Genomic DNA, 22,829 nt, shown 5'->3' with positions numbered 1-22,829 from the left:
GCGTGTTTCCGTCTCGTTTTTCACTCTACCGCATATTCCTTCATTTTATTTTCGTCAGGCATGGTGCCATTGAGCTTCTTGAGCACTTCCTTCGCTTCTTTCAGCACTCGGGCACATTGCTCGCGCGTGATGGTAAGCGGTGGCTCAATCCTGACCGACTTAGCATTATTCAAGGTGCCCGCAACCAGAACATTACGTTGAAACAGCTCCTTCGCGAAGGCATACCCAATCTCGTTTTTCCTGAACTCGATAGCCTGCAACAGCCCCATTCCTCTCGCTTCGATAATCAATTGAGGATACTCGGCCGCCAGTTGCTGTAAGCCCTGTAACAAAAATGCCCCTTGTATCGCCGCCTGTTCCGGCAGATTCTTCGTCAGCAACTCATTGACCGTCGCCAGCGCCGCCGCGCAGGCCAGCGGATTGCCGCCAAACGTGGTGGTATGCAGGAACGGATTTTCAAACAGCACGGAGAATACCTCTTCCGTTGCCACCGTTGCGCCAATCGGCATCACACCGCCGCCCAGCGCCTTCGCCAGACACAGAATGTCAGGCTGCACGCCATAATGCTCACAGGCGAACATCTTGCCCGTGCGCCCCATGCCGGTTTGCACCTCATCCAGAATCAGCAATGCCCCAACCTCATCGCATAATGCTCTGACCGCAGGCAAGTAACTTTCCGGTGGCACAATCACGCCGCCTTCTCCCTGAATCGGCTCAAGGATGATGGCAGCCACGTCATCGCCGGTCTTCTGGCATTGCTCAACCTGCTTGCGCATGGCGTTGATGTCGCCAAAAGCAACATGATGGAAGCCGGGTAACAGCGGCATGAAAGGACGGCGAAACGCGGGTTTGGCGGTAGCAGAAAGTGCGCCCAGCGATTTCCCGTGGAATGCGCCTGTCGCGGCGATAAAGGTATATTTGCCGCGCGGTGACTGGTAGGCCTTCGCCAGCTTTAAAGCCGCCTCAACCGATTCCGTTCCGCTATTACAGAAGAAGCTGTATTTCAGATCGCCTGGCGTCAGCGCCGCCAGCGTTTTTGCCAGTAATCCCCGCAGCGGGTCGAGCAGTTCCTGACTGTGCAGCGGTTGTCTGGCGAGCTGGCGCTCAACGGCAGCAATGACGTTAGGATTACGATGCCCGACGTTAAAAATGCCGTAACCGCCGAGGCAGTCCAGATATTCATTCCCTTGGGTATCAATCAGCGTATTCGGGCCGCTGGCGCGCCATTCGACTGCACCGTAATCGCCGCCGGTGGTGACAGATTTTCGGTACTCCAGAAAACCTGGGTTGACATATTCACGAAAACAGCTCAAAACTTCTCGATTCAGTGCCGCCATGTCATCGTGGGATAGCGTGTCACTATGAATCCAGTGCAGTGCCTGCTGAGTACACTCTAGCGGGTTAAGGTGGGCGTTTAATCTGGACAAAATGCGCTCCTTGAAAACGGACATCACGCGATGCCACTTTAATTAATGCACATAACACGCCAGTCGCCCGCCCCAAATCAGAATAAAATACAAAAACGCGATCTAATCCAAAAATTCAGCAGATGATTTGAACCAAATACGAATAGGTGGAATTAATAACCAACAAGAATGGCAAATGCCAGTATGAAGAAAATCAACGCAACATGTGATGCCCCGATTTTGCCCAGCGTGCCCTTTTTTGGGGAACGCTGGGGCTGGACAAACGCGCTATGTCATTACCCGCTTCTCGTGCAGGACAAACAGAATCCCTAAGCAGGCAGAAGATCCTCAGTGCCGGATCATGATATGACGCACGATGGTGTAATCCTCCAGACCGTACATCGACATATCCTTGCCATAGCCGGACAGCTTCTGCCCACCGTGCGGCATTTCGCTCACCAGCATGAAGTGGGTGTTCACCCAGGTACAGCCATATTGAAGACATGCGGCCAGACGGTGTGCCCGCCCGATATCTCGCGTCCAGACCGACGAGGCCAGCCCGTAATGCGAGGCATTCGCCCAGCCAATCACCTGCGCTTCATCGTCAAACGGCGTGATGGAGATAACCGGCCCAAACACCTCTTTCTGGACGATTTCGTCTTCCTGCTTTGCCCCCGCCAGCACCGTGGGCTGGAAGTAGAATCCCTGCCCTTTCACCCGCTCGCCGCCAGTCACTACCGTAATGTGAGGTAGCGCTTTGGCGCGTTCGACAAAGCCAATCACACGTTCCAGCTGCGGCTCGGTAATCAGCGGCCCCAGCTCGGTGGTTTCATCATGTGGATCGCCGATTTTCAGCGTCGCCACCGCTTTTCCTAATGCCTCTACGACCTCATCGTAAATCGCACGCTGGACATACAGCCGACACGCCGCGGTACAGTCCTGTCCCGCATTGTAGAAACCGAAACTGCGGATCCCATCCACCACCTGATCGATATCAGCATCGTCGAAGACAATCACTGGCGCTTTACCACCCAGCTCCATATGCGTCCGTTTTACGCTCGCGGCGGTATGCGACAGAATATGCGCACCGGTCGCAATCGAACCGGTCAGCGACACCATGTTCACTTTCTCATGCCCCGTCAGCGCATCACCGATATCCGCCCCGCGCCCGAACACGATATTCACCACGCCAGCGGGCAGTATCTCCGCCAGCAGATGTGCCAGATAGAACGTAGTCAGCGGGGTTTGCTCCGCCGGCTTCAGCACCACGCAGTTTCCCGCCGCCAGCGCCGGTGCCAGCTTCCACGACGCCATCATCAGCGGGTAATTCCACGGGGCGATGGACGCCACCACGCCAACTGGATCGCGCCGGATCATCGAGGTGTGCCCTTCAAGATACTCTCCTGCCGCCGAACCGCTTAGGCAGCGCGCCGCGCCGGCAAAAAAGCGAAACACATCAGCGACCGCAGGCACTTCATCATTCACCGCCGCATGGTAGGGTTTACCGCAGTTCAGCGATTCAAGCTCGGCAAACGCCTCGGCGTTTTCCTCAATGGCATCGGCAATCTGTAGCAGCAGCGTCGCGCGCGTTTTCGGCGTGGTCTGTCCCCAGTGTGCAAACGCGGACTCCGCGGCCAACACGGCTGCATCAACCTGGTGCAGGTCGGCCTGCGCAATGGCGGCAATTTGCTCTCCTGTGGCAGGATTAAATACCGCTAACGCCTCGCCTTTCCCCGCGACCAGCTTGCCTTCTATGAGTAATTTATCGTGCATACATTTTCCTTACAGAGAGAAAACCGTCTTGTTTTTCATCACTATCTGCAAAATGTCTGTGCAAAAAACCTGCCACGTTGCGCTTACCTGTCGCTCCGTTCTGCAACCCGCGGCATTACATTAGGGCGCGTTGCCCGACTCTTTCTGCGTCTGCGTGGCGGCTTGTCTGGCTTCCTCCGCCAGCGCTTCAATCTCTTCCTCCGTCAACTGATCTGACGCCTCATGCACCTTTGCCAGCCCTTCGCTGACTGTCACCTCTTTAGGATCCTGCGCTGAGTCCTTCGTAGTCATTGCTGCACCTCCTGATCAAATAATAAGCCAGCAAAGATAAGTGTAGTCGATGACAAAAATCCGCCAATCTGAAGAAGATTTAACTCTGCTTTTCTGTTCGGCATATGTGATAATAATTATCAATTACACATATTTATTATTCAGGGCCTTACCCCGTAACGGACAGTGCCGTGCATTGCTATGGATAGCGCCGTGACAAGGGAAAGGGGTTCTGTTGCCGCAGAGTCGGCGGGAAGGTCACCTGACGGGACGTTGGCATGTCAGAGTCTGAACTCAGAATGCTGTTCAACCACTATGCAGAGCGGTTGGAACGCTATCTCAATCATAAACTGCGCGACCCTCAGGCAGCAGCAGATCTGGTGCAAGAGAGTTTTTTACGGTTGGCACAACGGCTGGAACAGCAAGATGATGTAGACGACAAGAAGGCGTATCTCTATAAGACAGCAAATAATTTGCTGCTTGATCATGTCCGCCACCAGCAGCGCTGGCAGATGGCAACGTCCGTTGACGACGCGGAAGCGACGCTGGAATACCTGCCGGATGCTGCGCCCCAGCTCGATCAAACGGCCATCGCCCTGCAGGAGTTGGAGCGTCTGGCAAGCGTACTGACGACGCTGCCTGAACGCACGCAGCTGATATTTCATCTGCACCGCTTTGAACACATGACGCAGGCGCAAATTGCTCAGCAGTTGGAGATTTCCCTCAGCACCGTTGAGAAGCATCTTGCCATGACGCTGAACGCGATGATGACGATCCGCGCCTCGTGAAACGCGTCGCCCAGCGTGAAATAATCACAAATTATTTACGGGTTTATTGCCGTCAGACGTCTACCTATTTAGAGACCCTACACACTCCAGGCCTACAACATGAACGATTATCCCCCTGAAATCCAACAGCAGGCAGCACGTTGGGCCATCCGTTTGGCCGAAGCGCCGCAGGACGATGAACAGGAACTGACATTCCAACACTGGCTGGCACAGGATCCGCGCCATCGCCACGCGTTGGAACAGGCAGGGATGCTCTGGCATGGGCTTGGGTCGCTCAGCGCTGAGCAACAGCAGGTACTGCAACCACAACCGCCAGCAACCTTTCTCATCAGGCGCGTTAATCGTGCAACACAGTGGAAAATCGCCGCCTTACTGCTGCTGGGTTTCAGTCTCGGCGCGACGTGGATTTCCGACGGCATCCTCCTGCTGCGCTCGGATTATCATGCGGTGCATCAGGTCAAACACATTACGCTGCCGGACGGCAGTGAAGTCGATATGGATGCGGGCAGCGCCATTTCGCTCGCCTATACGCCGCAAGAACGACGCGTCACGCTGCTGCAAGGTTCCGCCTGGTTCACCGTCGCCCCAACGACCGCACAGGAAAAGCGCCCTTTCTTGGTTGATGCTGCATCGGGCACCACACAGGCGCTGGGCACGCAGTTCATCGTGCAAAACTCCTCACAGACCACGACCGTCGGCGTGGTGGAGCACAGCGTTCAGGTCACGGCAAACGGGCAAACACTGCGGCTTGATGAGCAACAGGCGGCACGCTACACCGAACAAGGGATGACTCGCCTCCCCGGCTGGAATAGCCGCGAGCGCGGCGACTGGCGACGCGGCCTGCTGATCTTCGATCAACAACCTCTGGCTATCGTGATCGCACGTATCAATCAGTATCGATCGGGGACGATCGTCATCCCTACATCAGCCCTGCGTCAGCGTCAGGTTAGCGGCATTTTTTCGCTGAACGAGCTGGATGGCGCGCTGCAAACCATTGCCACCGAACTGGGTGCCAAAACCGTTTCACTCCCCGGCGTCACGGTTCTGTACTAATCCTTTCTCCCACCTGTCTTCCCCACTCTTGCCACGCCGCTCAGGCGTGGTAATCACGCATAAATTCCCTTTACGTTCACAAGGCCGCAACGCGCCGGAGAAAAAAATTTAAATATTTTTTTACGGGTTCTGTCATCTCAGCCGTCTTCATATTTAGGTAATGATTTTTATTATCATTTTCATTAAGAAAAAGAGGGCTAATTATCCCTTTGTTTATTAATGCTTATTGATGATTTAACCGATGGCAGACCAGGCGAAAAATGTTTAAAAGAACACAACAGCAAGACAGCCGCTTATTACAACGTAATCCACTTTCTCTTGCCGTCGGCATCGCACTGTCGTTGTCTGGCTCGCTCCACTATGCGCAAGCAGAAACGCAGGCCGCCAGCGTTCAGGAAGCGGCTCGTCAAAGCTCCGCCTTTTCCATTGGCGCTCAGCCGTTGAGCAGCGCGTTGCTGCGTTTCGCCGAACAGGCGGGGTTACAGGTCTTTTTTGCCGACGTTAAACTGGAAAATATGCAGGCCGTTGCGCTTCAAGGGAGCTTCACGCCAGAACAAGGGCTGCGCAGGCTGATCGGCACTAATCCGATCGATTTCCAAATCGGCAGCAATGGCGTCATTACCCTGCGCCCTCGTTCAGTCAATGTCGATACGGCAAAAATAGACGACGTGATGACGGTTCGCGCATTTACCGTCGCCAATCCCGGCGACTGGATCTACGAACAGCCGCGCGCCATTAGCGTTATTTCACGCGAGCAGATGGATAACCGCCCTTCCCGCCACGCCGCCGATCTGCTGGAGCAGTCCGCTGGCGTTTACTCCAGCGTCAGCCAGCAGGACCCGTCGCTGTCGGTCAACATTCGCGGCATACAAGACTTCGGTCGCGTGAATATGAACATCGACGGCGTGCGGCAGAATTTTCAAAAAACCGGCTACGGCCAGCGCAATGGACAGATGTATATCGATTCGGAGCTGCTCTCCGGCGCAACGATTGAAAAAGGCGCGACAAACGTGATGGGCAGCGCAGGTACGTTGGGCGGCGTCGCGACATTTAACACCGTCAGCGCTCAAGACTTTCTGGCTCCGGGTAAAGAGCTGGGCGGAAAACTGCATGCCAGCACGGGCGACAACGGAACGCATTTTATCGGCAGCGGCGTGCTCGCGTTAGGTAACGAAACTGGCGACATTCTGGTCGGTGCCAGCGAGCGTCATCTGGGCGACTACTGGCCGGGCAACGATGGCAACCTCGGTAATATCCGTATCCCCGGCAATTCAAGTAATTATGAAGAGTGGGCCAATAACTTAAAGCACCAGAAAGTGACCAGCGCGGCTTACACCATGCGCTCACGGCTGGCGAAAATCGGCTGGAATCTGCCTGCTAATCAGCGCTTCCAGCTCAGCTATATGCAAACGCAAACCTCTTCTGAAAATGTCGGGACGTTGTCCAACCTTTCCAATACCGAACTGGGTTGGAAGGCTAGCGGGCACAGCGAAATTATGGCGCGCAGTACCGCGCTGGATTACAGCCTGAAACCGGACAACCAGCGCTGGCTGGATTTTAAGGCCAAGATTTATTACGCCGATACCAATAACGACACCGAGAATTATGCTGTTTCCAATACCAGCGCGTATCACGAGAGCACACGGTTACGTACCTACGGGGCACAAGCGCAAAACACCTCGACGCTGTGGCAGCAGGGCGCGCACGATCTGAAAGCCGACTACGGGCTGGATTTCTATTACGACAAGATCACCACGGACAGCGCGAATAGCACCGCCAGTAACGCGACCCCGGAAGGGAACCGTGCAATGGCCAGCCTGTTCGCGAATCTGAATTACGCGTACGACGAGTGGGTAACGCTGCAAGGTGGCCTGCGGTACGATCGCTATCGATTACGCGGCGCCACCAGCATCAGCTATCGGGAAATCCCCTATACCGTCACGAACCCCTGTACTGCACGGTCGATCGCACTCTGCCCGCCGTTCGTGACCACCACGCAGGATTGGAATGTCGATGACGAGCACGGCAAGCTGTCCCCCACGCTGTTTGCTGGCGTCCGCCCCGGCGTTGAATGGCTACAGCTGTACACCAGCTACGGCCTGTCCTGGCGTCCACCGTCAGTCAGCGAAACCTTTGCCAACGGCACCTACAGCGCGGGCAACTATTACCTGTATCCGAACCCTAATCTCAAGCCGGAACGTTCCCGCGCCTGGGAGGTCGGGTTCAATATTCAGCAGCCCAACCTGCTCGTCGATGGCGACAGACTGGTCAGTAAGGTGTCCTATTTTGACACCCGGATAAACAACTACATCAGTCTGAACGGCGCGCGCAATAAGCCGGGCTATAACGGCTACTCCCTCAGCAACTCCGTGTTCCAGAACAATCTGGCGAAGAGCCGCTTCCGCGGCATGGAATACCAGCTTAATTACGACGCGGGCTTTCTGTATGTCGATGCCACCTACACCCACATGATCGGCAATAACGATTTCTGTGCGCCGGTGGCCTGGATGGGCGGCGTCACGACCGTCGGCGGTTCCCGAGGCAACTACTACTCCACGCCTGTCGATACCACGGCCAGCGATGCCTCTTGCCAGAAAACGCTGCTATTCAGCAACGCCGCCTATCTGCCGGGTGACCGCGGTTCCGTCACGCTGGGGACGCGCGTCTTCGACCGCAAGCTGGATATGGGCGTCACGATGCGTTTTGCTCCCGGCTATCAGGATGCTGCCGCACCGGCCAACTCCGCCTATTTAGCCGACTGGCCCAAGTATGAAGTTTACGATCTGTACGCCAGCTATCGTCTGACTGACAGCCTGACGGTGCGTGGTTCCGTCGAGAATATCGCTAACCGTACTTACATCGTGAGCTATGGCGAATCACTGGGTTACACGCCAAGCCGGGGAAGAACGGTGCAGGCTGGCGTGGAGTATCGATTCTAATTTCTCTGTTTCCCAATACGGGAGGCAGGAAAACAAAGGGGATGGGATGGCTCATCCTCTTTCACGACAGACACGGATGACCGTGCCTGTAGATCGTTAGTTAATGAGGAATCTATTATGAGTTTTGCAATTACCTACGATGCCTACTATGCCAATTACAGCATTGCCAGCTACCTGACTGAATGGTCTGCAGCATTTGGCGACGTTAATCATACCGCGGGTAATACACAAGTCGGTGGCAATAATACCGGGGGCTTTTACGGCGGCGACACCTTTATAGACGGTACTCAATATGCGATCACGAGTACGCAGAACGACGTCTCTGCACTTATTGCAGGCGGCGATCTGACCTATAGCCTCTTCACCCCACCGGCCCACACGCTGTACGGCGATCTGGACACCCTGTCCTTCGGGAACCTCCTGCAAGGCGGTACCACCGCAGGCACCACGTACTCACTCGTTGAGCCAGAAGTGACCTTCAGCGGACTGGATCTCTCCACGGATGTTGCCAACCTGACCGTTAGCGATCGCGGCGTGGTGCATGACGTGATTTACGGTCTGATGGGCGGTCAGGTTCAGCCGCTGCTGGATGCACTGGCTAATGCGGGTATCGATATTAACGCGAGCCTGGATAGCCTGAGCTTCGCCACGGCGACCTCCGATGCCGCGCTTTCTGCCGATACCGTGGTTGACGTCGTTGGCGTCGCAGAAACGGCCGATCTGCTGGCGGCATAAGAAAACGGCTAAAAGATGACGCTTTTAGCCGTTTGAGTGAACACCGTCGCGGTACGGAGAGAACATCTGAACCGCGACGGTCTAGTGAGTGTAATAACCGTTGGCAAACCGCGTCAATAGCGGTACGGCTAACCGCTTTTCCCCCTCTTCCACCTTGTGGGTACACCACGATGGAACGATGGCGACTTTATTGAAGAAGGAACATCCCATGTCCGCATCCCATCCGGCTTCATCAGGCCGGGAGATTATTGACGCGCTGGCCGCCTACCGTCAGGGATTTTGGGGAATTGGCCTGTTCAGCGCCGTCATCAACCTGCTGATGCTGGCACCGGCGATTTATATGCTCCAGGTTTATGACCGCGTACTGCCTTCCAGCAGCACCATGACGCTGGCGATGTTGACGATCATTATGCTGGGCCTGTTTTTACTGATGGGATTACTGGAATGGATACGTAGCGCCGTGGTGATCCGCCTCGGTACGCAGATGGATATGCGACTGAATCAGCGTATCTACAATGCAGCGTTTGAAAGCAATCTCAAGAACGGCACGGCCGGAGCCGGACAAGCCTTAAACGATCTGACCGCCCTGCGCCAGTTCGCCACCGGGAACGCGCTATTCGCCTTCTTTGATGCGCCGTGGTTTCCGGTTTATCTTCTGGTGATCTTCTTACTTCATCCCTGGCTGGGCGTAATGGCACTGGCGGGGGCTATCATACTGATTGTGCTGGCCTGGCTGAATCAAAAACTCACGCGCGAACCCTTGGCCTTAGCCGCACAGAACACCGTTCAGGCAACGCAGCAGGCTAACGCTAACCTGCGTAACGCCGATGCCATTGAAGCGATGGGGATGCTGCCCGCCATGCGTGAACGCTGGCTGACGCAGCATAACGCTTTCCTCTATTATCAGAACGTTGCCAGCGAAAAAAGTGCCAACATTACCTCGCTGACGAAAAGCACCCGACTGGCGCTCCAGTCGCTGATGCTGGGGCTGGGCGCCCTGCTGGCCGTCAACGGCGATATCACGCCCGGTATGATGATTGCCGGTTCCATTCTGGTGAGCCGCGTACTCAGCCCGATCGATCAGATCATTGGCGTCTGGAAACAGTGGATGCAGGCGCGCCTCGCCTGGCAGCGCGTCAATATCTTGCTCGACAACCACCCTGCGCGCCCTGCTGGCATGGCGCTGCCCGCCCCGGAAGGTAAACTTCAGGTGGAACAGCTTAGCGCCAACGCGCCCAACACGCGCACGCCCATACTCGCCAATATCACGTTTGAACTGGCTCCCGGCGATGTGCTCGGCGTTTTAGGCCCGTCGGGTTCCGGTAAATCCACTCTCGCCCGCCTGCTGGTTGCCGCCATGCCCGCTCTTGGTGGCAAAGTCAGGCTGGACGGCGCAGACATGCATCAGTGGGACAAAAGCGATTTAGGTCGCTTCGTCGGCTATCTGCCGCAGGATGTCCAGCTTTTCAGTGGGACGATTGCCGAAAATATCGCTCGTTTCACTCAGCCGGATGCAGAAAAGATCGTTGCCGCCGCCGTCACGGCAGGCGTTCACGAGATGATTCTGCGGCTGCCACAGGGCTACGATACGCCACTCGGTGAAGGCGGTGCCGGGCTGTCCGGCGGTCAAAAGCAGCGTGTCGCCCTTGCCAGAGCCATTTATAACCAACCGCGCCTGATTGTGATGGATGAACCGAATGCCAGTCTGGATGACGACGGCGAAAAAGCCTTATTGGCCGCGATTGCCGCCCAACAGGAAGCCCAAAGTACGCAGATACTGATCACGCATAAGCCTGCTCTGCTGTCCTGTGCCAACAAGCTGTTAGTCCTGCGCGCCGGACAGATCCAGTATTTCGGCCCAACCGAGCAGGTGTTAAAAGAACTACAGCGCGCCAAGCCTGCCAATGCTTCTATTGCCAAACCGATGACGAACCCCGCCAGCGCCAAACCCGCGTCGGTTAAAACAGCCGACGCCGCAAATGCCTTTACCCCAAAAGAACCCGGTTCATCCGGGCTGAGTATGGTGTACAGCGCGCCAACGCCGCGCCGAGCCGCACCGGATAAATGAGGCTCAGCGCATTGATAACGCACGCCTGCCGTCAGAACAGCATCATGGAAAGAAGAGGATAACCATGTCCGCGTTACGCGAAGTCACATCACAGCCGACAACGCCCCTCCATCCGGTGGCGGATAACGTCGCGGCGATGCCGCTACACACCGACGCCGGACGCTATTTGAAGTACGGTCTCTGGCTGGTTCTGGCAGGCTTTGGAGGCCTTCTGCTGTGGGCTGGCATGGCACCGTTGGATAAAGGCGTCGGCGTATCCGGTCGGGTTATCGTTGCGGATAACCGCAAAGCGGTACAGCCCGTCAGTAGCGGACGTATCGCCTCGCTCACCGTGCGAGACGGCGACCACGTGCAGGCTGGGCAAGTCCTTGCCACGTTGGATCAAACGCCCGCTCAGGCACAGCGCGACAATCTTGTTACGCAGCTTCAGGAAGCGTACGCGGGCGAAGCACGTCTGCTGGCGGAACGCGACGATCTGAATACGATCGCCTTCCCTGCCCCCACTGAGCAACACAGCACCGTCACGCAACAAATTCAGATTGCCCAGCAGCAGCTCTTCATCAGCCGTCGTGCTGCGCTGCAGCAGGAACGCGCCGCGATACAGGCCGCTATCATCGGGGCAAAAGCGCAGTCGCAGGGTTCACAGGCGCTGCTTGCCAGTAGCCAAACGCAATTCCAGATTATCAGCGAACAGCTGAATGGGCTGCGTCCGCTGGCGCAGGAAGGCTATATCGCTCGTAATCGTCTGCTGGACGTCGAGCGACAGGCTGCCCAACTGGCGGGCGCGATCGCGCAGGAGCGAAATAATCAGGTACAGCTCCAGCAGCAGGTCGTCGAACTGGAGCAAAAGATCCAACAGCGTCAGAACGAGTACCAGAAAGAGGTACGCGCCCAGCTCGCCGATACCCAGCGTTCCATTCAGGATCTCACTCAACGGCTGAAAACGGCGGAGTATGAACTTCAGCACACGCACATTCGCGCCCCTGCCAGCGGCACGGTAGTCGGGCTGGCGCTGCACACCGAAGGCGGCGTAGTGAATAGCGGGCAAATGCTGATGGAGATTGTACCCGAGGGGCAACCGCTATTGATTGACGCACAGCTGCCTATCGAACTGGTGGACAGAGTCAGCAACGGGCTACCGGTCGAGCTGCTGTTTTCTGCCTTCAACCAAAGCACCACGCCGCGTATTTCCGGCGTTGTCGCGCTGATCGGTGCCGACCAGCTCGTCGAGCAGCAGACCGGGAAACCCTATTACGCACTGCGTATTCACGTTGATGAACAAGGTAAGCAACAGCTCGCTGGGCTGGACGTGCGCCCCGGCATGCCGGTGCAAGCCTTTATTCGTACCGGTGAACGCTCCCTGCTCAACTACCTGTTTAAACCGCTTTCTGACCGCCTGCATCTGGCGCTGACCGAGGAGTAATCATGCTGCGCCTTTCATCCGTTTATCGCGCGGCGATCCGCTCCAGCTATGCCGTCCCGTTTTTTCTCTCGCTGATCTACAGCGCGCCGAGTCAGGCATTGGGATTAATGGAAGCCTGGCAGCAGGCGCTGACGCACGATCCGGCCTTTCAGGCCGCCGTGCACGCGCGCAATGCCGACAGCGAAGAGAAGAACATCGGGCGCGCCGGGCTGCTGCCAAAAGTCACTTATGACTACAGTCAGTCCCGTAACGACTCTACGGTGACGGCGGGTGGGCAACAGTCAGAGCGGGATTACACCAGCCGCGCTTCCAGCTTCTCTCTGCAACAGCCGCTGATCGACTACGCGGCATGGTCGCGCTATCAGCAGGGCGAAGCCAGCGCCGTGCTGGCAGACGAGCAGCTGCGCGATGCCAGCCAGCAGCTATTGGTGCGTCTGTTTCAGGCCTACACTAACGTGCTGTTTAGCCGCGAGCAGATTGCGCTGGTTCAGGCACAGCAGCGCGCTTATCGCGAGCAATATCAGTTGAATCAACGCTTCTTCCAGCAGGGAGAAGGCACTCGCACCGATATGCTGGAAACCGAAGCGCGGGTTAATCTGACGGAGGCGCAGCTCATAGAAGCGCAGGACAATCTGGATATCAGCCTGCGTGAACTGGAAACGCTGCTGGGGATGCCCGTTGGCGTGGATCAGCTTGCGGCGCTAACGCCACGCTTCACGCCGCAGCCGCTTCAGCCTGCGGGCTATCAGCACTGGCAATCGCTGGCGCTGCGCCACAACGCACAGCTATTGGCGCTAAACCAGTCGCTGGCCGTAGCGAAATACGGCATTGAGCGTAATCGAGCAGGTCACCTGCCACAGGTCACGCTGGTCGCCAGCACGCGTAATACGCAGTCAGATACCGAAAACAGCTACAACCAGAAATACGATACGCGGTCGATTGGTATCCGCGTCAGCGTACCGATTTTTGCCGGCGGCGGCGTCTCTGCCGCAACGCGTCAGGCAAAAGAGCGCTATCAGCAAACCGCGCGGGAAAAGGACGAACAGACGGCGACAATCCAGACGGAACTGCGTCGCCAGTTTAATCTGGTCACCAGCAGTCAGGCGAAAATCCGCGCCTATGAACTGACGGAAAAGTCTGCGCTGGCGCTGGTCACCGCCACACAGAAGAGCGTTCAGGGCGGAGAACGCGTGAATCTTGACGTGCTGAATGCCGAACAGCAACTCTATGGCGCACGACGCGATCTCACCGAAGCGCGTTATACCTGGCTGACGGCCTGGCTACAGCTGCGTTACTACGCTGGTACGCTGGATGAACAGACGCTGCGTCAGCTGGCGACCTATTTCGTACATACCTAGCGACATAAGTTCGGAAAGCGATATAGAGATAAAGCGAACGTGGCTGGTATTCGGCCACGTTCAGTTTAGAAAGGAAAATAACTGACATCCAGATATTCTAAAATATTTATAAAAATTTCATATTAATAACCAATCACACTATAAAGAGTCTCCCTCTTCGCATTCAATGTAAAAATAGCAGAAAGCCCGTCAGCTATATTCCTGATGTGAATAATGATGTCGCGGCTGCTCTTTTTATTTTCCGGCTATTGTTCAGTAGCCTGACGTTGACTTCATTATCAAAAAGGGATTCATTTTATCATTTTTAAAGTAATCATTTAAAAACAACATAATATGCAAAAATACCTCATTAGGGGTATCTGTAATGACATTAAGGCAGGGGTTTTTTATGGCAATCATTAACGAAAACAAAAAATAGAACCACATTGAACGCAACAAAATAAAAACGAAAATTTAATCACTTTTAAAAATCTCCACCCAATCATTAACAACCTCACCAGCCAGCGCTCGACCTAGATATTAATAAATTAAAATTACACTTAAATAACTAAAGAAACCATAAAGACATAATTATTGCGAGCGAGATCTTTTATTTTCAGGAAAGCAGGCAAAGGTAAAAATTAATAGACTTAGATCAAGAAAATAAATAACAACCCGTCCATATAGTACCCACAGTAAAAACTCACTTATTTTAATTCTAACTAATCAGTTCATTATATTGAGCAATGCAATGGGGCTACTATGGACTTCATCATTCAATTAGTCATTGTCCTGATCTGCCTTTTTTACGGGGCAAGAAAAGGCGGGATCGCGCTGGGTTTATTAGGCGGGATTGGACTTGTTATTTTGGTCTTTATTTTTAAACTGCAACCGGGTAAACCGCCCGTCGACGTTATGCTGGTCATCATCGCCGTGGTGGCTGCGTCGGCAACGCTTCAGGCATCGGGCGGACTGGATGTGATGCTGCAAATTGCAGAGCGTATGCTGCGGCGTAACCCGAAATACGTTTCGATTATCGCACCGTTTGTTACCTGTATTCTGACTATCCTGTGCGGTACCGGCCACGTGGTGTATACCATTCTGCCAATTATTTATGATGTCGCCATCAAGAATAATATCCGTCCTGAAAGACCGATGGCCGCCAGTTCGATAGGCGCTCAGATGGGGATCATCGCCAGCCCGGTGTCTGTTGCGGTGGTGTCGCTGGTTGCCATGCTGGCTAATTTCACCTTCCAGGGTAAACATCTGGGATTCCTCGACCTACTGTCTATTACTATCCCCTCTACCCTGCTGGGTATTCTGGCGATTGGGATTTTCAGCTGGTTCCGCGGCAAGGATCTGGACAAAGATGAAGACTTTCAGACATTCATCGCCGATCCAGAAAACAAACAGTATGTGTATGGCGATACCGCCACGCTACTAGACAGAAAACTACCGCGCAGTAACTGGATCGCCATGTGGATCTTTCTGGCAACCATCGCAGCGGTAGCGATTCTGGGTGCCGTTGAAGAACTGCGTCCGGTCTTTGCTGGTAAGCCGCTGTCGATGGTGCTGGTCATTCAGATGTTTATGCTACTGTCTGGTGCCATCATCATTATTGCGACCAAAACCAATCCGTCCTCGATCTCGAAGAATGAAGTGTTCCGTTCAGGGATGATTGCCATCGTCGCGGTATACGGTATCGCCTGGATGGCGGAAACCATGTTTGGCGCGCATCTGGAAGAAATCAAAGGCACGCTCGGTTCACTGGTGAAAGTCTACCCTTGGGCTTACGCCATTATCCTGCTGATTGTGTCCAAGTTCGTGAACTCGCAGGCGGCGGCGCTGGCGGCCATTGTGCCCGTTGCGCTGGCAATCGGGGTGGATCCGGCGTATATCGTGGCGTCTGCGCCAGCCTGTTATGGTTACTACATTCTGCCGACCTACCCAAGCGATCTGGCGGCTATTCAGTTTGACCGCTCCGGCACCACCAAAATCGGCCGTTTCGTTATCAACCACAGCTTCATTCTGCCGGGCCTGATCGGTGTGAGCACATCCTGCGTCTTTGGATGGGTGTTCGCCGCGATGTACGGCTTCCTGTAATTCGGTTCGCTATCCCTAAACGCCGTCCAGCAATGGGCGGCTTTTTTATAGCGTGCCCTGCGGCACGCCCCCTCACGGGTCGTCTCAAACGACGTTGAAAAACGCACTATGCATTTTTTATCTTTGCAACCAAATACGAACGCAGGCCTGTGCCAGTGCTCGTGTCGGATCGATGCTGATACCTCGCCAACGTGATGATACCGTCTCCAGTGCAGGAGGAACTTCCGTGCAGGCCAGCACCAGACGTTCTGCACCTCGTGCTACCAGTTGCGCAGCAAGCTGATCCAGCAAGCGTCCACCGTGCTGTAATTCTCCGCGTTTTACCGCATAGCATCCCGGCACGAAGAGTGTCGTCATTTCCTGCTCGTTCGGTACCACCGTTTCGGCACCTTGCTGCGCGGCAAAACGCTGCTGATACCATCCGGCATTTAGCGTCCCGTGAGTCGCAATCAGCCCGATTTTACGCGGTACTTTCTTTGCCTCCGCAGGCAGTGTGATGGCGTGTAACGTGGCATCAGCAATATGTACCAGCGGTGCATGACTTTCCTCCGCCAGCGCATCAAACCAGTGGTGTGCCGTATTGCACGGCACCACGATATGGCTGACTGACAAGCGATTAAGCTGCCGAACGGCATGCAAAAGCATCGGCAATGGGGATTCGCCCGCTCCTGCCAGCGCCTGTTGGCGATCTGGAATCTGCGGCACATTCCAGGCAACCACTGGCACATGATCCTGATCGCGGCTGGCTGGTGTTTCTTCAATGATTTTATGCAGCAGATCGACCGTCGCCAGCGGCCCCATACCACCCAGCACACCAATCAGCGGCAAACTCATTGTGCGGCCGTTTGTTCGAACAGTTGACGGTAACCAAACAGCCCAGCCGACCCGCCGGTATGGATGAAGACGATGTTTTCATCGACGCGAAAATGTCCCTGACGAATCAGGTCGATCAACCCCGCCATACCTTTGCCGGAATAGACCGGATCGAGCAGAATCCCTTCCAGTTGCGCCAGCAGCCTGAGTGCCTCCAGCGTTCCTTCGGTTGGAATGCCATACCCTTTACCGACGTAGTCACTGTTCACCTGCACAGCACGGCGCGGCAGTTCACCCGGAATACCGAGCAGTTGCCAGGTACGCTGCGCTAATGCGTAAACATTTTCTTCCTGCTTCGCTTTCGGCGCTCTGACGCTGATGCCTAACAAGGGAATCTGGCTGTGTGTTGCCGTCAGTCCAGTCACCAATCCCGCCTGTGTTCCCGTGCTACCCGTCGCATGGACAATATGATCGATGCGCAGACGCTGCTGGCTGGACTGAAACAACAACTCTTCCGCGCAGGCGACATAGCCCAGTGCGCCTACCGGACTGGAGCCGCCGCCGGGAATGACATAAGGTTTCAATCCTTCTTTACGCAGTGATGCTGCCAGCGTTTCCATCGCCTGCTGCATGTCCGTTCCAGCGGGCAGATGATCGACAATTTCACCACCAAGCAGATGATCCAGCAGCACATTGCCGGAACGCTGGTAGTCATCGCCGTAGTCCTCCACGCGCTTTTCCAGCAGTACTTTGGTTTTCAGCCCCAGCTTTGTCGCCGCCGCAATGGTTTGTCGTACATGGTTAGACTGCGTCGCGCCCTGCGTGATAATGATATCCGCGCCCTGCTGTTGCGCATCGGCGAGCAGGAATTCCAGTTTGCGGGTTTTATTCCCACCCGTTGCCAGCCCTGTAGCATCGTCGCGTTTGATATAAATCGTCGGTCCGCCCAGATAGGCAGATAGGTTCGGTAACGCCTCCAGCGGCGTAGGAAAATGGCCCAGAGACAAACGGGGGAATCGGGCAAGGTGCATAATATTCTCCTGAAATTCGGATTACAGATTAAGGTGACGACGCGCTTCTTCACGAACGCGATGTAAAATACGCTGCTTCAATGCGGCGTAGTCAGGATGCCGTGCCAGCGTCTCAATGTCTCTTTCGCGGCCAAATGGCAGCGGGATCGCTTCTGCAATACGACCGGGACGCGCGGACATCACCAATACCCGGTCAGCCAAGAACAGCGCTTCGTCCACGTCATGCGTGACAAATAACAGCGTGGTGCCGGTTTTTTGCCAGGCAGATAGCAGCAGTTCCTGCATCATCAAACGGGTTTGTGCATCCAACGCTCCAAACGGCTCGTCCATCAGCAACGCCTCGGGATTTGGAAGCCAGGCACGAGCCAGCGCAACCCGCTGTTTCATTCCACCAGAGAGTTGCCAGGGGTAGTGCTGTTGGAATCCTTCCAGCCCGACCAGCGCCAGATAATTTTCTGCTTCACGCTGGAGCTGGGCTTTATTTGCGCCCTGCATCCGTGGTCCAAACGTCACGTTTTCCAGCACGGTGAGCCAGGGAAATAAGTTGGCCTGCTGAAATACCATGCCGCGCGAGGGGCCTGGACGACGAACAACTTCATCACCGCACAGCACGCGCCCCTTATCCGCAGCGTCAAAACCAGCGATCATGTTGAGAATGGTTGATTTTCCGCAGCCAGAAGGACCCAGCAACACCACGAATTCACCTTTGGCGATCTGGAGAGAAACGTCATCCAGCACCGTTAGCGGGCCGCGTTGTGACGGAAATGTGAGGCTAACGTGCTCCACAACAATGTGTGGCGCAACGGGCTGAGAAGGTTCTGTCATGATGATTTACCCGCCCACGGCACGAAGACGCGCTGCGCACCAACCAATAACAGATCGAGCACATAGCCAATGCCGCCTAATAATAAAATGCCCAACATAACAATATCGGTACGCAGATAAGCGCTGGCGTTCATGACCATCCAGCCAATCCCCGAAGTGGCAGCAACCATTTCCGCCGCAATCAAGGATGTCCAACCGATACCAATAGCCAGTCGCACCGTGGTGAACAATTCCGGCAGCGTATCGGGCAAAACGACGTGGAAAAAGATCTGTCGGCGACTGGCGCCGAGCGTTTGTGCGACGCGGATACGGGAACGTTCCACGCGCTCAACAGCGGCACAAGCCCCCACCACGACGCTGAGAAAAGTCGCGATAAAGATCAGGAAAAATTTGGATGCCTCACCGATGCCCAACCACACTACCGCCAGCGGGATCAGTGCGATTTTAGGCAGTGGCCGGAGAAACTGAACGAAAGGGTTAAAAACGGCAGCAATCGGAGGCGATAGCCCCATCAACAGGCCAAGCGGGACACCAAGAATAATGGCGACGCTGAAAGCGCCTAGCGCCCGAGCGACGCTGACGGCAATATGTTCCCATAGCGGCACCTGCCGATAGCCATCCTGCGCCAGTTCCCCAGCGGTCAGGATGATGTCTGACAGTGGCGGTAGCAACAGCGGATCCACCCACTGCTGCGCCCCCGCCCACTGCCACAACGCGAGCACCGCCGCCACAGAAGTGATACTCAATAATACATAAGACGTTCTTTTCACGACCCGTTAATTCCCTTTCGCAGCCTGCTTCAAATAAGAGGAATTAATGGAGTCGGCGAACGATGCAGGAATATCGCGTTGGCGAACTTCGCCGATACTCTCCAGAAAATGCGCTGTTTTTGCGACTGCCTGACCGATACCGCTGCGATCGGTGTTGCTACCGTCACCCAGCCACTGTGCTGTCGCCTGCTGTTCCAGCGTCGGGTATTCCAGCCCTGACAGCGTATTGGTTGCCGTCGTAACGGGCGCACCGACTTCTTTTGCCACAATCGCCGCCGCTTTTTCCGGGTCCTGACGGAACTCATCCACTTTCAGTTGGTGTACCCGCAGAAAGCGCGCCACCGTTTCAGGGTACTGCTGGGCAAAAGCCTTTCTGACTACATAGTTGTTGTAAATGAGATAGCCATCTTTTTGCAGATCTTTGGTCGCAAAAATCGCATGTCCGGCGGAGGCTTCCAGCTCCTGCGCGAATGGTGCCCAGACGTAGCCTGCATCAATGTCGCCACGCTTCCATGCCGCCACCATCTCAGCCGGACGTAGCGGAATAAGGGTAATCTTGCTGCGGTCGAGTTTATTCACCGCGATGGCCGCTTCCAGCGCGTACTGCGCTGTGGAATTTGGCGGATAGGCGACACGCTTACCTTCGATATCTTTCAGCGTGGCGATACCAGACTTGGCAATCAGACGCTCGTACGTGGCGATCACACCAGATACACCGACGATCTCCACCGGCAGTTTCCTGACAATACCGGCTGTCGCCGGGCTGGAACCAAAGTTGGCGATATCTATTGCATTACTGGCGAAATAATTCAGTGCATCAGCACCAGAAGCAAACTGCACCCACTTTACTGGCGCACCCAATGCTTTTTGCAGCGAACCATCGGCTTTGGCTAAGACTAATACCTGCGAACCGCCACTGTAGGCCACGCGCACTTCATCAGGATGTTTTTCCGCCGCCAGTACAGATGTCGTGATTAATAACAATCCACCGATGCCGACAACACTCAATTTATTTTTCATTATCTCCCCTATGGAGTTAAATAAACAACCAGTTAAATAAGTTAATAAATTATTAATTAATCCTTCAGGCCACTTTTTTATTTAAATAAGAGAGTTGCCCCCAACTGACATCATCGACAAAAATACCGTTCTCCTGCCGCTGGCGATAGATTTGCTTTTCTTTATCGCCCGGCAGTAATAATTCATTATCATCACGGGATTGACGCACCCATTCTAATAACGCAGGTATTTCCTGCTGATAGGTGGCCGCCCCGCCTAATTTCTGCGGATCGATTAAAATCGACAGCATACTGTTAATAATCTGCTTGCCCTCGCCTTTCGCCGTACGCTCAGTTTTCCCACTGGTAAGCGCCGCCCCCAGTAAAGAGCAAACCAACGAGAGCCCCGATCCTTTATGCTCGCCAAACGGCAACAGCGCGCCCAAAGGCTGTTCCATCAGCCAGCGGGGATCGACCGTCGGATTACCTTCGTTATCGACGATACAGCCGGGCGCGACCGATTTGCCCTCATTCCAGGCGATACGCGCTTTATTACCCGCAATCACGCTGGTAGCAAAATCCAAAATCACCGGATCGTCATGTTCAACCGGAATCCCGGCACAGAACGGGTTCGTCCCGAAGCGCGCCTGCTGACCCTGCCACGGCAGCACCACCGGTTTGGTATACACGTTGGCGAAATGCAGCGAGACCAACCCGACTTCTGCGGCCTGTTCCGCCCACGCGCCGATACGCCCCAAATGGTGTGCATTAGCTAAACTTACCACCGCCAGACCGTGTGTTTGCGCACGCGCAATGCCTTCCGTCAATGCCTGCTTCGCGACCACCTGCCCGAAGCCCTGCTGCCCGTCAAACGAAATCAGCGGACCGAAATCCAGCGTTTTCTCCGCCAGTGCGTGAGGCGAAAGCCCGCCTTCCCGCATGGCGTCGATATAGCGCGGCAACATACTGACGCCGTGCGAGTCATGCCCTTTCAGGCTGGACTCAACGAGATTATCCGCCACCGTTTCTGCAATTGATGCGTCGACGTCATTCTCTGTCAGGCGGTCACGTAAATAATCGCGTAAATAATGATGAGTAAAGACAGGCATATTTTTCTCGGTATAAAAAATGACAATTAACACTAACGCCACTATAACGCGCCGATTTTTATCCATAACTGACAAATAAGACTATCTATAGCGAATATTTAGCTAAGGTGGTTATTTACTTGTTTTCCCTTATTCATCACCAATTAAAAACACCTTTCTTCTAACTTATTCCAAAAAACACTTTATCAGTGACGCACCAAGAAAATAGGATGCCTTCTTTCACACCACCTTTATTACGCATTATTTATTGAAATAATAAATGATGGCTCTGAGCTACTTTATTACCGATTCTATTACTATTAAAAATGAGACAACAATGATGAATCACTCACTCCCCGCGAAAAAATCGACACGTTTCACACACCTTGCTGCCCTGTTCGGCCTGACGCTAACGGCCTTTGGCGCCAGTGCGGAAGGCACAATCAGCATTGCGCAGCAGTTTGGCATTGGCTACCTGATTCTGGATGTGGTGCGCGACCAGAACCTGATAGAAAAGCACGGTAAGCAGCAGGGCCTGGATATCAAGGTAGACTGGCGTACACTTTCTGGTGCGACGGCGATTAACGAAGCGCTGCTATCCGGCGCGCTGGATGTGGCCTCCGCGGGGGTTCCTCCAATGCTGACCGTATGGGATCGCACGCAGGGTCGCCAAAATGTGAAAGCCATCGCCTCTCTCGGCTCCATGCCCAACTATTTACTCAGCAATAACCCAGCGGTGAAATCTATCCGCGATCTGAGCGATAAAGACCGTATCGCCGTGCCTGCGGCAGGCGTAGGTTTCCAGTCCCGCACGCTGCAAATCGAAACCGCGAAGCTCTACGGCGCGGAAGATTTCAAACGTTTCGATAAGATTTCTGTTAGCCTGCCACATCCCGATGCCAGCGCGGCGCTTATCGCCGGCGGTTCCGAAATCAATGCTCACTTTTCCAGCCCACCGTTCCAATATCAGGCGCTGGAACATGCCAATGTGCACAAGATTCTAAGCTCTTATGACGTGCTGGGCGGTCAGGCAACGTTCAACGTGCTCTACACCACGCAGAAATTCCATGATGAAAACCCAAAAACCTACCGCGCCTTCTATGAGGCGCTGAAAGAAGCATCCCAGATTATCAAAGCAGATAAAGCCGCAGCGGCAGAAACCTATATTCGGGTAGAAAAATCGAAGCTGGATCCTGAACTGGTCAAACGCATCGTCGCCGATCCCGAAATCGATTTCACTATCACGCCAGAACGCACCTACGTTTATGCCGAAAAGTTGCAGCAGCTTGGCGTGCTGAAAAACAAAGCTGCCTCCTGGAAAGACTATTTCTTTGCTGAAATCCACGACCAACCGGGTAGCTAAGCGGTCAGCACCACCCCATTCGACAAGCATCTCGTCGCTACGCAGG

The 22,829-nt window shown here is 54.6% G+C and carries 19 protein-coding genes; 9 read left to right on the top strand and 10 right to left on the bottom strand.

Annotation, left to right across the window (positions count from 1 at the left end; genetic code table 11):
* Positions 1 to 20: 20 nt before the first annotated feature.
* From ygjG to HP572_RS05215, 3 genes are all read right to left on the bottom strand, one after another.
* A complete protein-coding gene (gene ygjG, locus HP572_RS05225) occupies positions 21 to 1,427 on the bottom strand; it encodes a putrescine aminotransferase (RefSeq protein ID WP_240584965.1) in 1,407 nt (468 codons plus the stop codon).
* A 327-nt stretch (positions 1,428 to 1,754) separates the two neighbouring features.
* Positions 1,755 to 3,179, bottom strand: a complete 1,425-nt coding sequence (gene patD, locus HP572_RS05220) for an aminobutyraldehyde dehydrogenase (protein ID WP_240584964.1) — start codon at positions 3,177 to 3,179, stop codon at positions 1,755 to 1,757.
* A gap of 120 nt (positions 3,180 to 3,299) precedes the next feature.
* Positions 3,300 to 3,470: a hypothetical protein gene (locus HP572_RS05215; protein ID WP_205551207.1), complete on the bottom strand. Its 171-nt coding sequence runs from the start codon at positions 3,468 to 3,470 to the stop codon at positions 3,300 to 3,302.
* Between the two features lie 257 nt (positions 3,471 to 3,727).
* Between HP572_RS05215 and HP572_RS05210 the strand changes: the two genes are divergently transcribed.
* From HP572_RS05210 to HP572_RS05195, 4 genes are all read left to right on the top strand, one after another.
* Positions 3,728 to 4,237, top strand: a complete 510-nt coding sequence (locus tag HP572_RS05210; RefSeq protein WP_240584963.1) for an RNA polymerase sigma factor — start codon at positions 3,728 to 3,730, stop codon at positions 4,235 to 4,237.
* 99 nt (positions 4,238 to 4,336) lie between these two features.
* Positions 4,337 to 5,290, top strand: coding sequence for a FecR family protein (locus tag HP572_RS05205; protein ID WP_240584962.1), 954 nt, complete (start codon positions 4,337 to 4,339; stop codon positions 5,288 to 5,290).
* A 260-nt stretch (positions 5,291 to 5,550) separates the two neighbouring features.
* Positions 5,551 to 8,229 carry a TonB-dependent receptor gene (locus HP572_RS05200; protein ID WP_240584961.1) on the top strand — a complete coding sequence of 893 codons (2,679 nt, stop codon included), beginning with the start codon at positions 5,551 to 5,553 and terminating at the stop codon, positions 8,227 to 8,229.
* A gap of 117 nt (positions 8,230 to 8,346) precedes the next feature.
* Complete coding sequence (locus HP572_RS05195; RefSeq protein ID WP_240584960.1) at positions 8,347 to 8,964, top strand: heme acquisition protein HasA; 618 nt, start codon at positions 8,347 to 8,349, stop codon at positions 8,962 to 8,964.
* Between the two features lie 81 nt (positions 8,965 to 9,045).
* Here HP572_RS05195 and HP572_RS22930 read toward each other — a convergent pair whose 3' ends face one another.
* Positions 9,046 to 9,174, bottom strand: coding sequence for a hypothetical protein (locus tag HP572_RS22930; protein ID WP_256462096.1), 129 nt, complete (start codon positions 9,172 to 9,174; stop codon positions 9,046 to 9,048).
* On the opposite strand from HP572_RS22930, the gene HP572_RS05190 reads away from it, so the two are divergent.
* From HP572_RS05190 to HP572_RS05175, 4 genes are all read left to right on the top strand, one after another.
* Positions 9,173 to 11,032, top strand: a complete 1,860-nt coding sequence (locus tag HP572_RS05190; RefSeq protein WP_240584959.1) for a type I secretion system permease/ATPase — start codon at positions 9,173 to 9,175, stop codon at positions 11,030 to 11,032. The genes HP572_RS22930 and HP572_RS05190 overlap by 2 nt on opposite strands.
* 64 nt (positions 11,033 to 11,096) lie before the next feature.
* Complete coding sequence (locus HP572_RS05185; RefSeq protein ID WP_240584958.1) at positions 11,097 to 12,455, top strand: HlyD family type I secretion periplasmic adaptor subunit; 1,359 nt, start codon at positions 11,097 to 11,099, stop codon at positions 12,453 to 12,455.
* Between the two features lie 2 nt (positions 12,456 to 12,457).
* A complete protein-coding gene (locus HP572_RS05180) occupies positions 12,458 to 13,813 on the top strand; it encodes a TolC family outer membrane protein (RefSeq protein WP_240584957.1) in 1,356 nt (451 codons plus the stop codon).
* Between the two features lie 741 nt (positions 13,814 to 14,554).
* Positions 14,555 to 15,895: an anaerobic C4-dicarboxylate transporter gene (locus tag HP572_RS05175; RefSeq protein WP_039516117.1), complete on the top strand. Its 1,341-nt coding sequence runs from the start codon at positions 14,555 to 14,557 to the stop codon at positions 15,893 to 15,895.
* Between the two features lie 117 nt (positions 15,896 to 16,012).
* On the opposite strand, the gene HP572_RS05170 is transcribed toward HP572_RS05175, so the two are convergent.
* The 6 genes from HP572_RS05170 to HP572_RS05145 all read right to left on the bottom strand — a co-directional run bounded on the left by HP572_RS05170 (position 16,013) and on the right by HP572_RS05145 (position 21,441).
* Positions 16,013 to 16,729 (bottom strand): aspartate/glutamate racemase family protein, encoded by a 717-nt coding sequence (locus tag HP572_RS05170; RefSeq protein ID WP_240584956.1) that lies wholly within the window; start codon positions 16,727 to 16,729, stop codon positions 16,013 to 16,015.
* Entirely contained in the window at positions 16,726 to 17,739 is a 1,014-nt protein-coding gene (locus HP572_RS05165) for a D-cysteine desulfhydrase (RefSeq protein WP_240584955.1), read from the bottom strand. Before HP572_RS05165 ends, HP572_RS05170 begins: the two co-directional genes overlap by 4 nt.
* 21 nt (positions 17,740 to 17,760) lie before the next feature.
* The gene (locus HP572_RS05160; protein WP_240584954.1) at positions 17,761 to 18,564 is read right to left on the bottom strand and encodes an ABC transporter ATP-binding protein; all 804 of its coding nucleotides are present in this window, start codon (positions 18,562 to 18,564) and stop codon (positions 17,761 to 17,763) included.
* Positions 18,561 to 19,334 (bottom strand): ABC transporter permease, encoded by a 774-nt coding sequence (locus tag HP572_RS05155; protein ID WP_205551229.1) that lies wholly within the window; start codon positions 19,332 to 19,334, stop codon positions 18,561 to 18,563. Before HP572_RS05155 ends, HP572_RS05160 begins: the two co-directional genes overlap by 4 nt.
* A 6-nt stretch (positions 19,335 to 19,340) precedes the next feature.
* Positions 19,341 to 20,354, bottom strand: a complete 1,014-nt coding sequence (locus HP572_RS05150; protein WP_240584953.1) for a glycine betaine ABC transporter substrate-binding protein — start codon at positions 20,352 to 20,354, stop codon at positions 19,341 to 19,343.
* A gap of 64 nt (positions 20,355 to 20,418) precedes the next feature.
* Complete coding sequence (locus HP572_RS05145) at positions 20,419 to 21,441, bottom strand: malate/lactate/ureidoglycolate dehydrogenase (protein WP_240584952.1); 1,023 nt, start codon at positions 21,439 to 21,441, stop codon at positions 20,419 to 20,421.
* Between the two features lie 319 nt (positions 21,442 to 21,760).
* Here HP572_RS05145 and HP572_RS05140 point away from each other — a divergent pair, with 319 nt between their 5' ends.
* Complete coding sequence (locus HP572_RS05140; protein WP_240585697.1) at positions 21,761 to 22,783, top strand: ABC transporter substrate-binding protein; 1,023 nt, start codon at positions 21,761 to 21,763, stop codon at positions 22,781 to 22,783.
* The last annotated feature ends 46 nt before the right edge of the window (positions 22,784 to 22,829 follow it).

Origin of the sequence: Pectobacterium sp. PL64 (assembly GCF_022477975.1) — a bacterium.
Lineage (GTDB): Bacteria > Pseudomonadota > Gammaproteobacteria > Enterobacterales > Enterobacteriaceae > Pectobacterium > Pectobacterium jejuense.
This window is presented reverse-complemented; position numbering and strand designations above follow the sequence as displayed.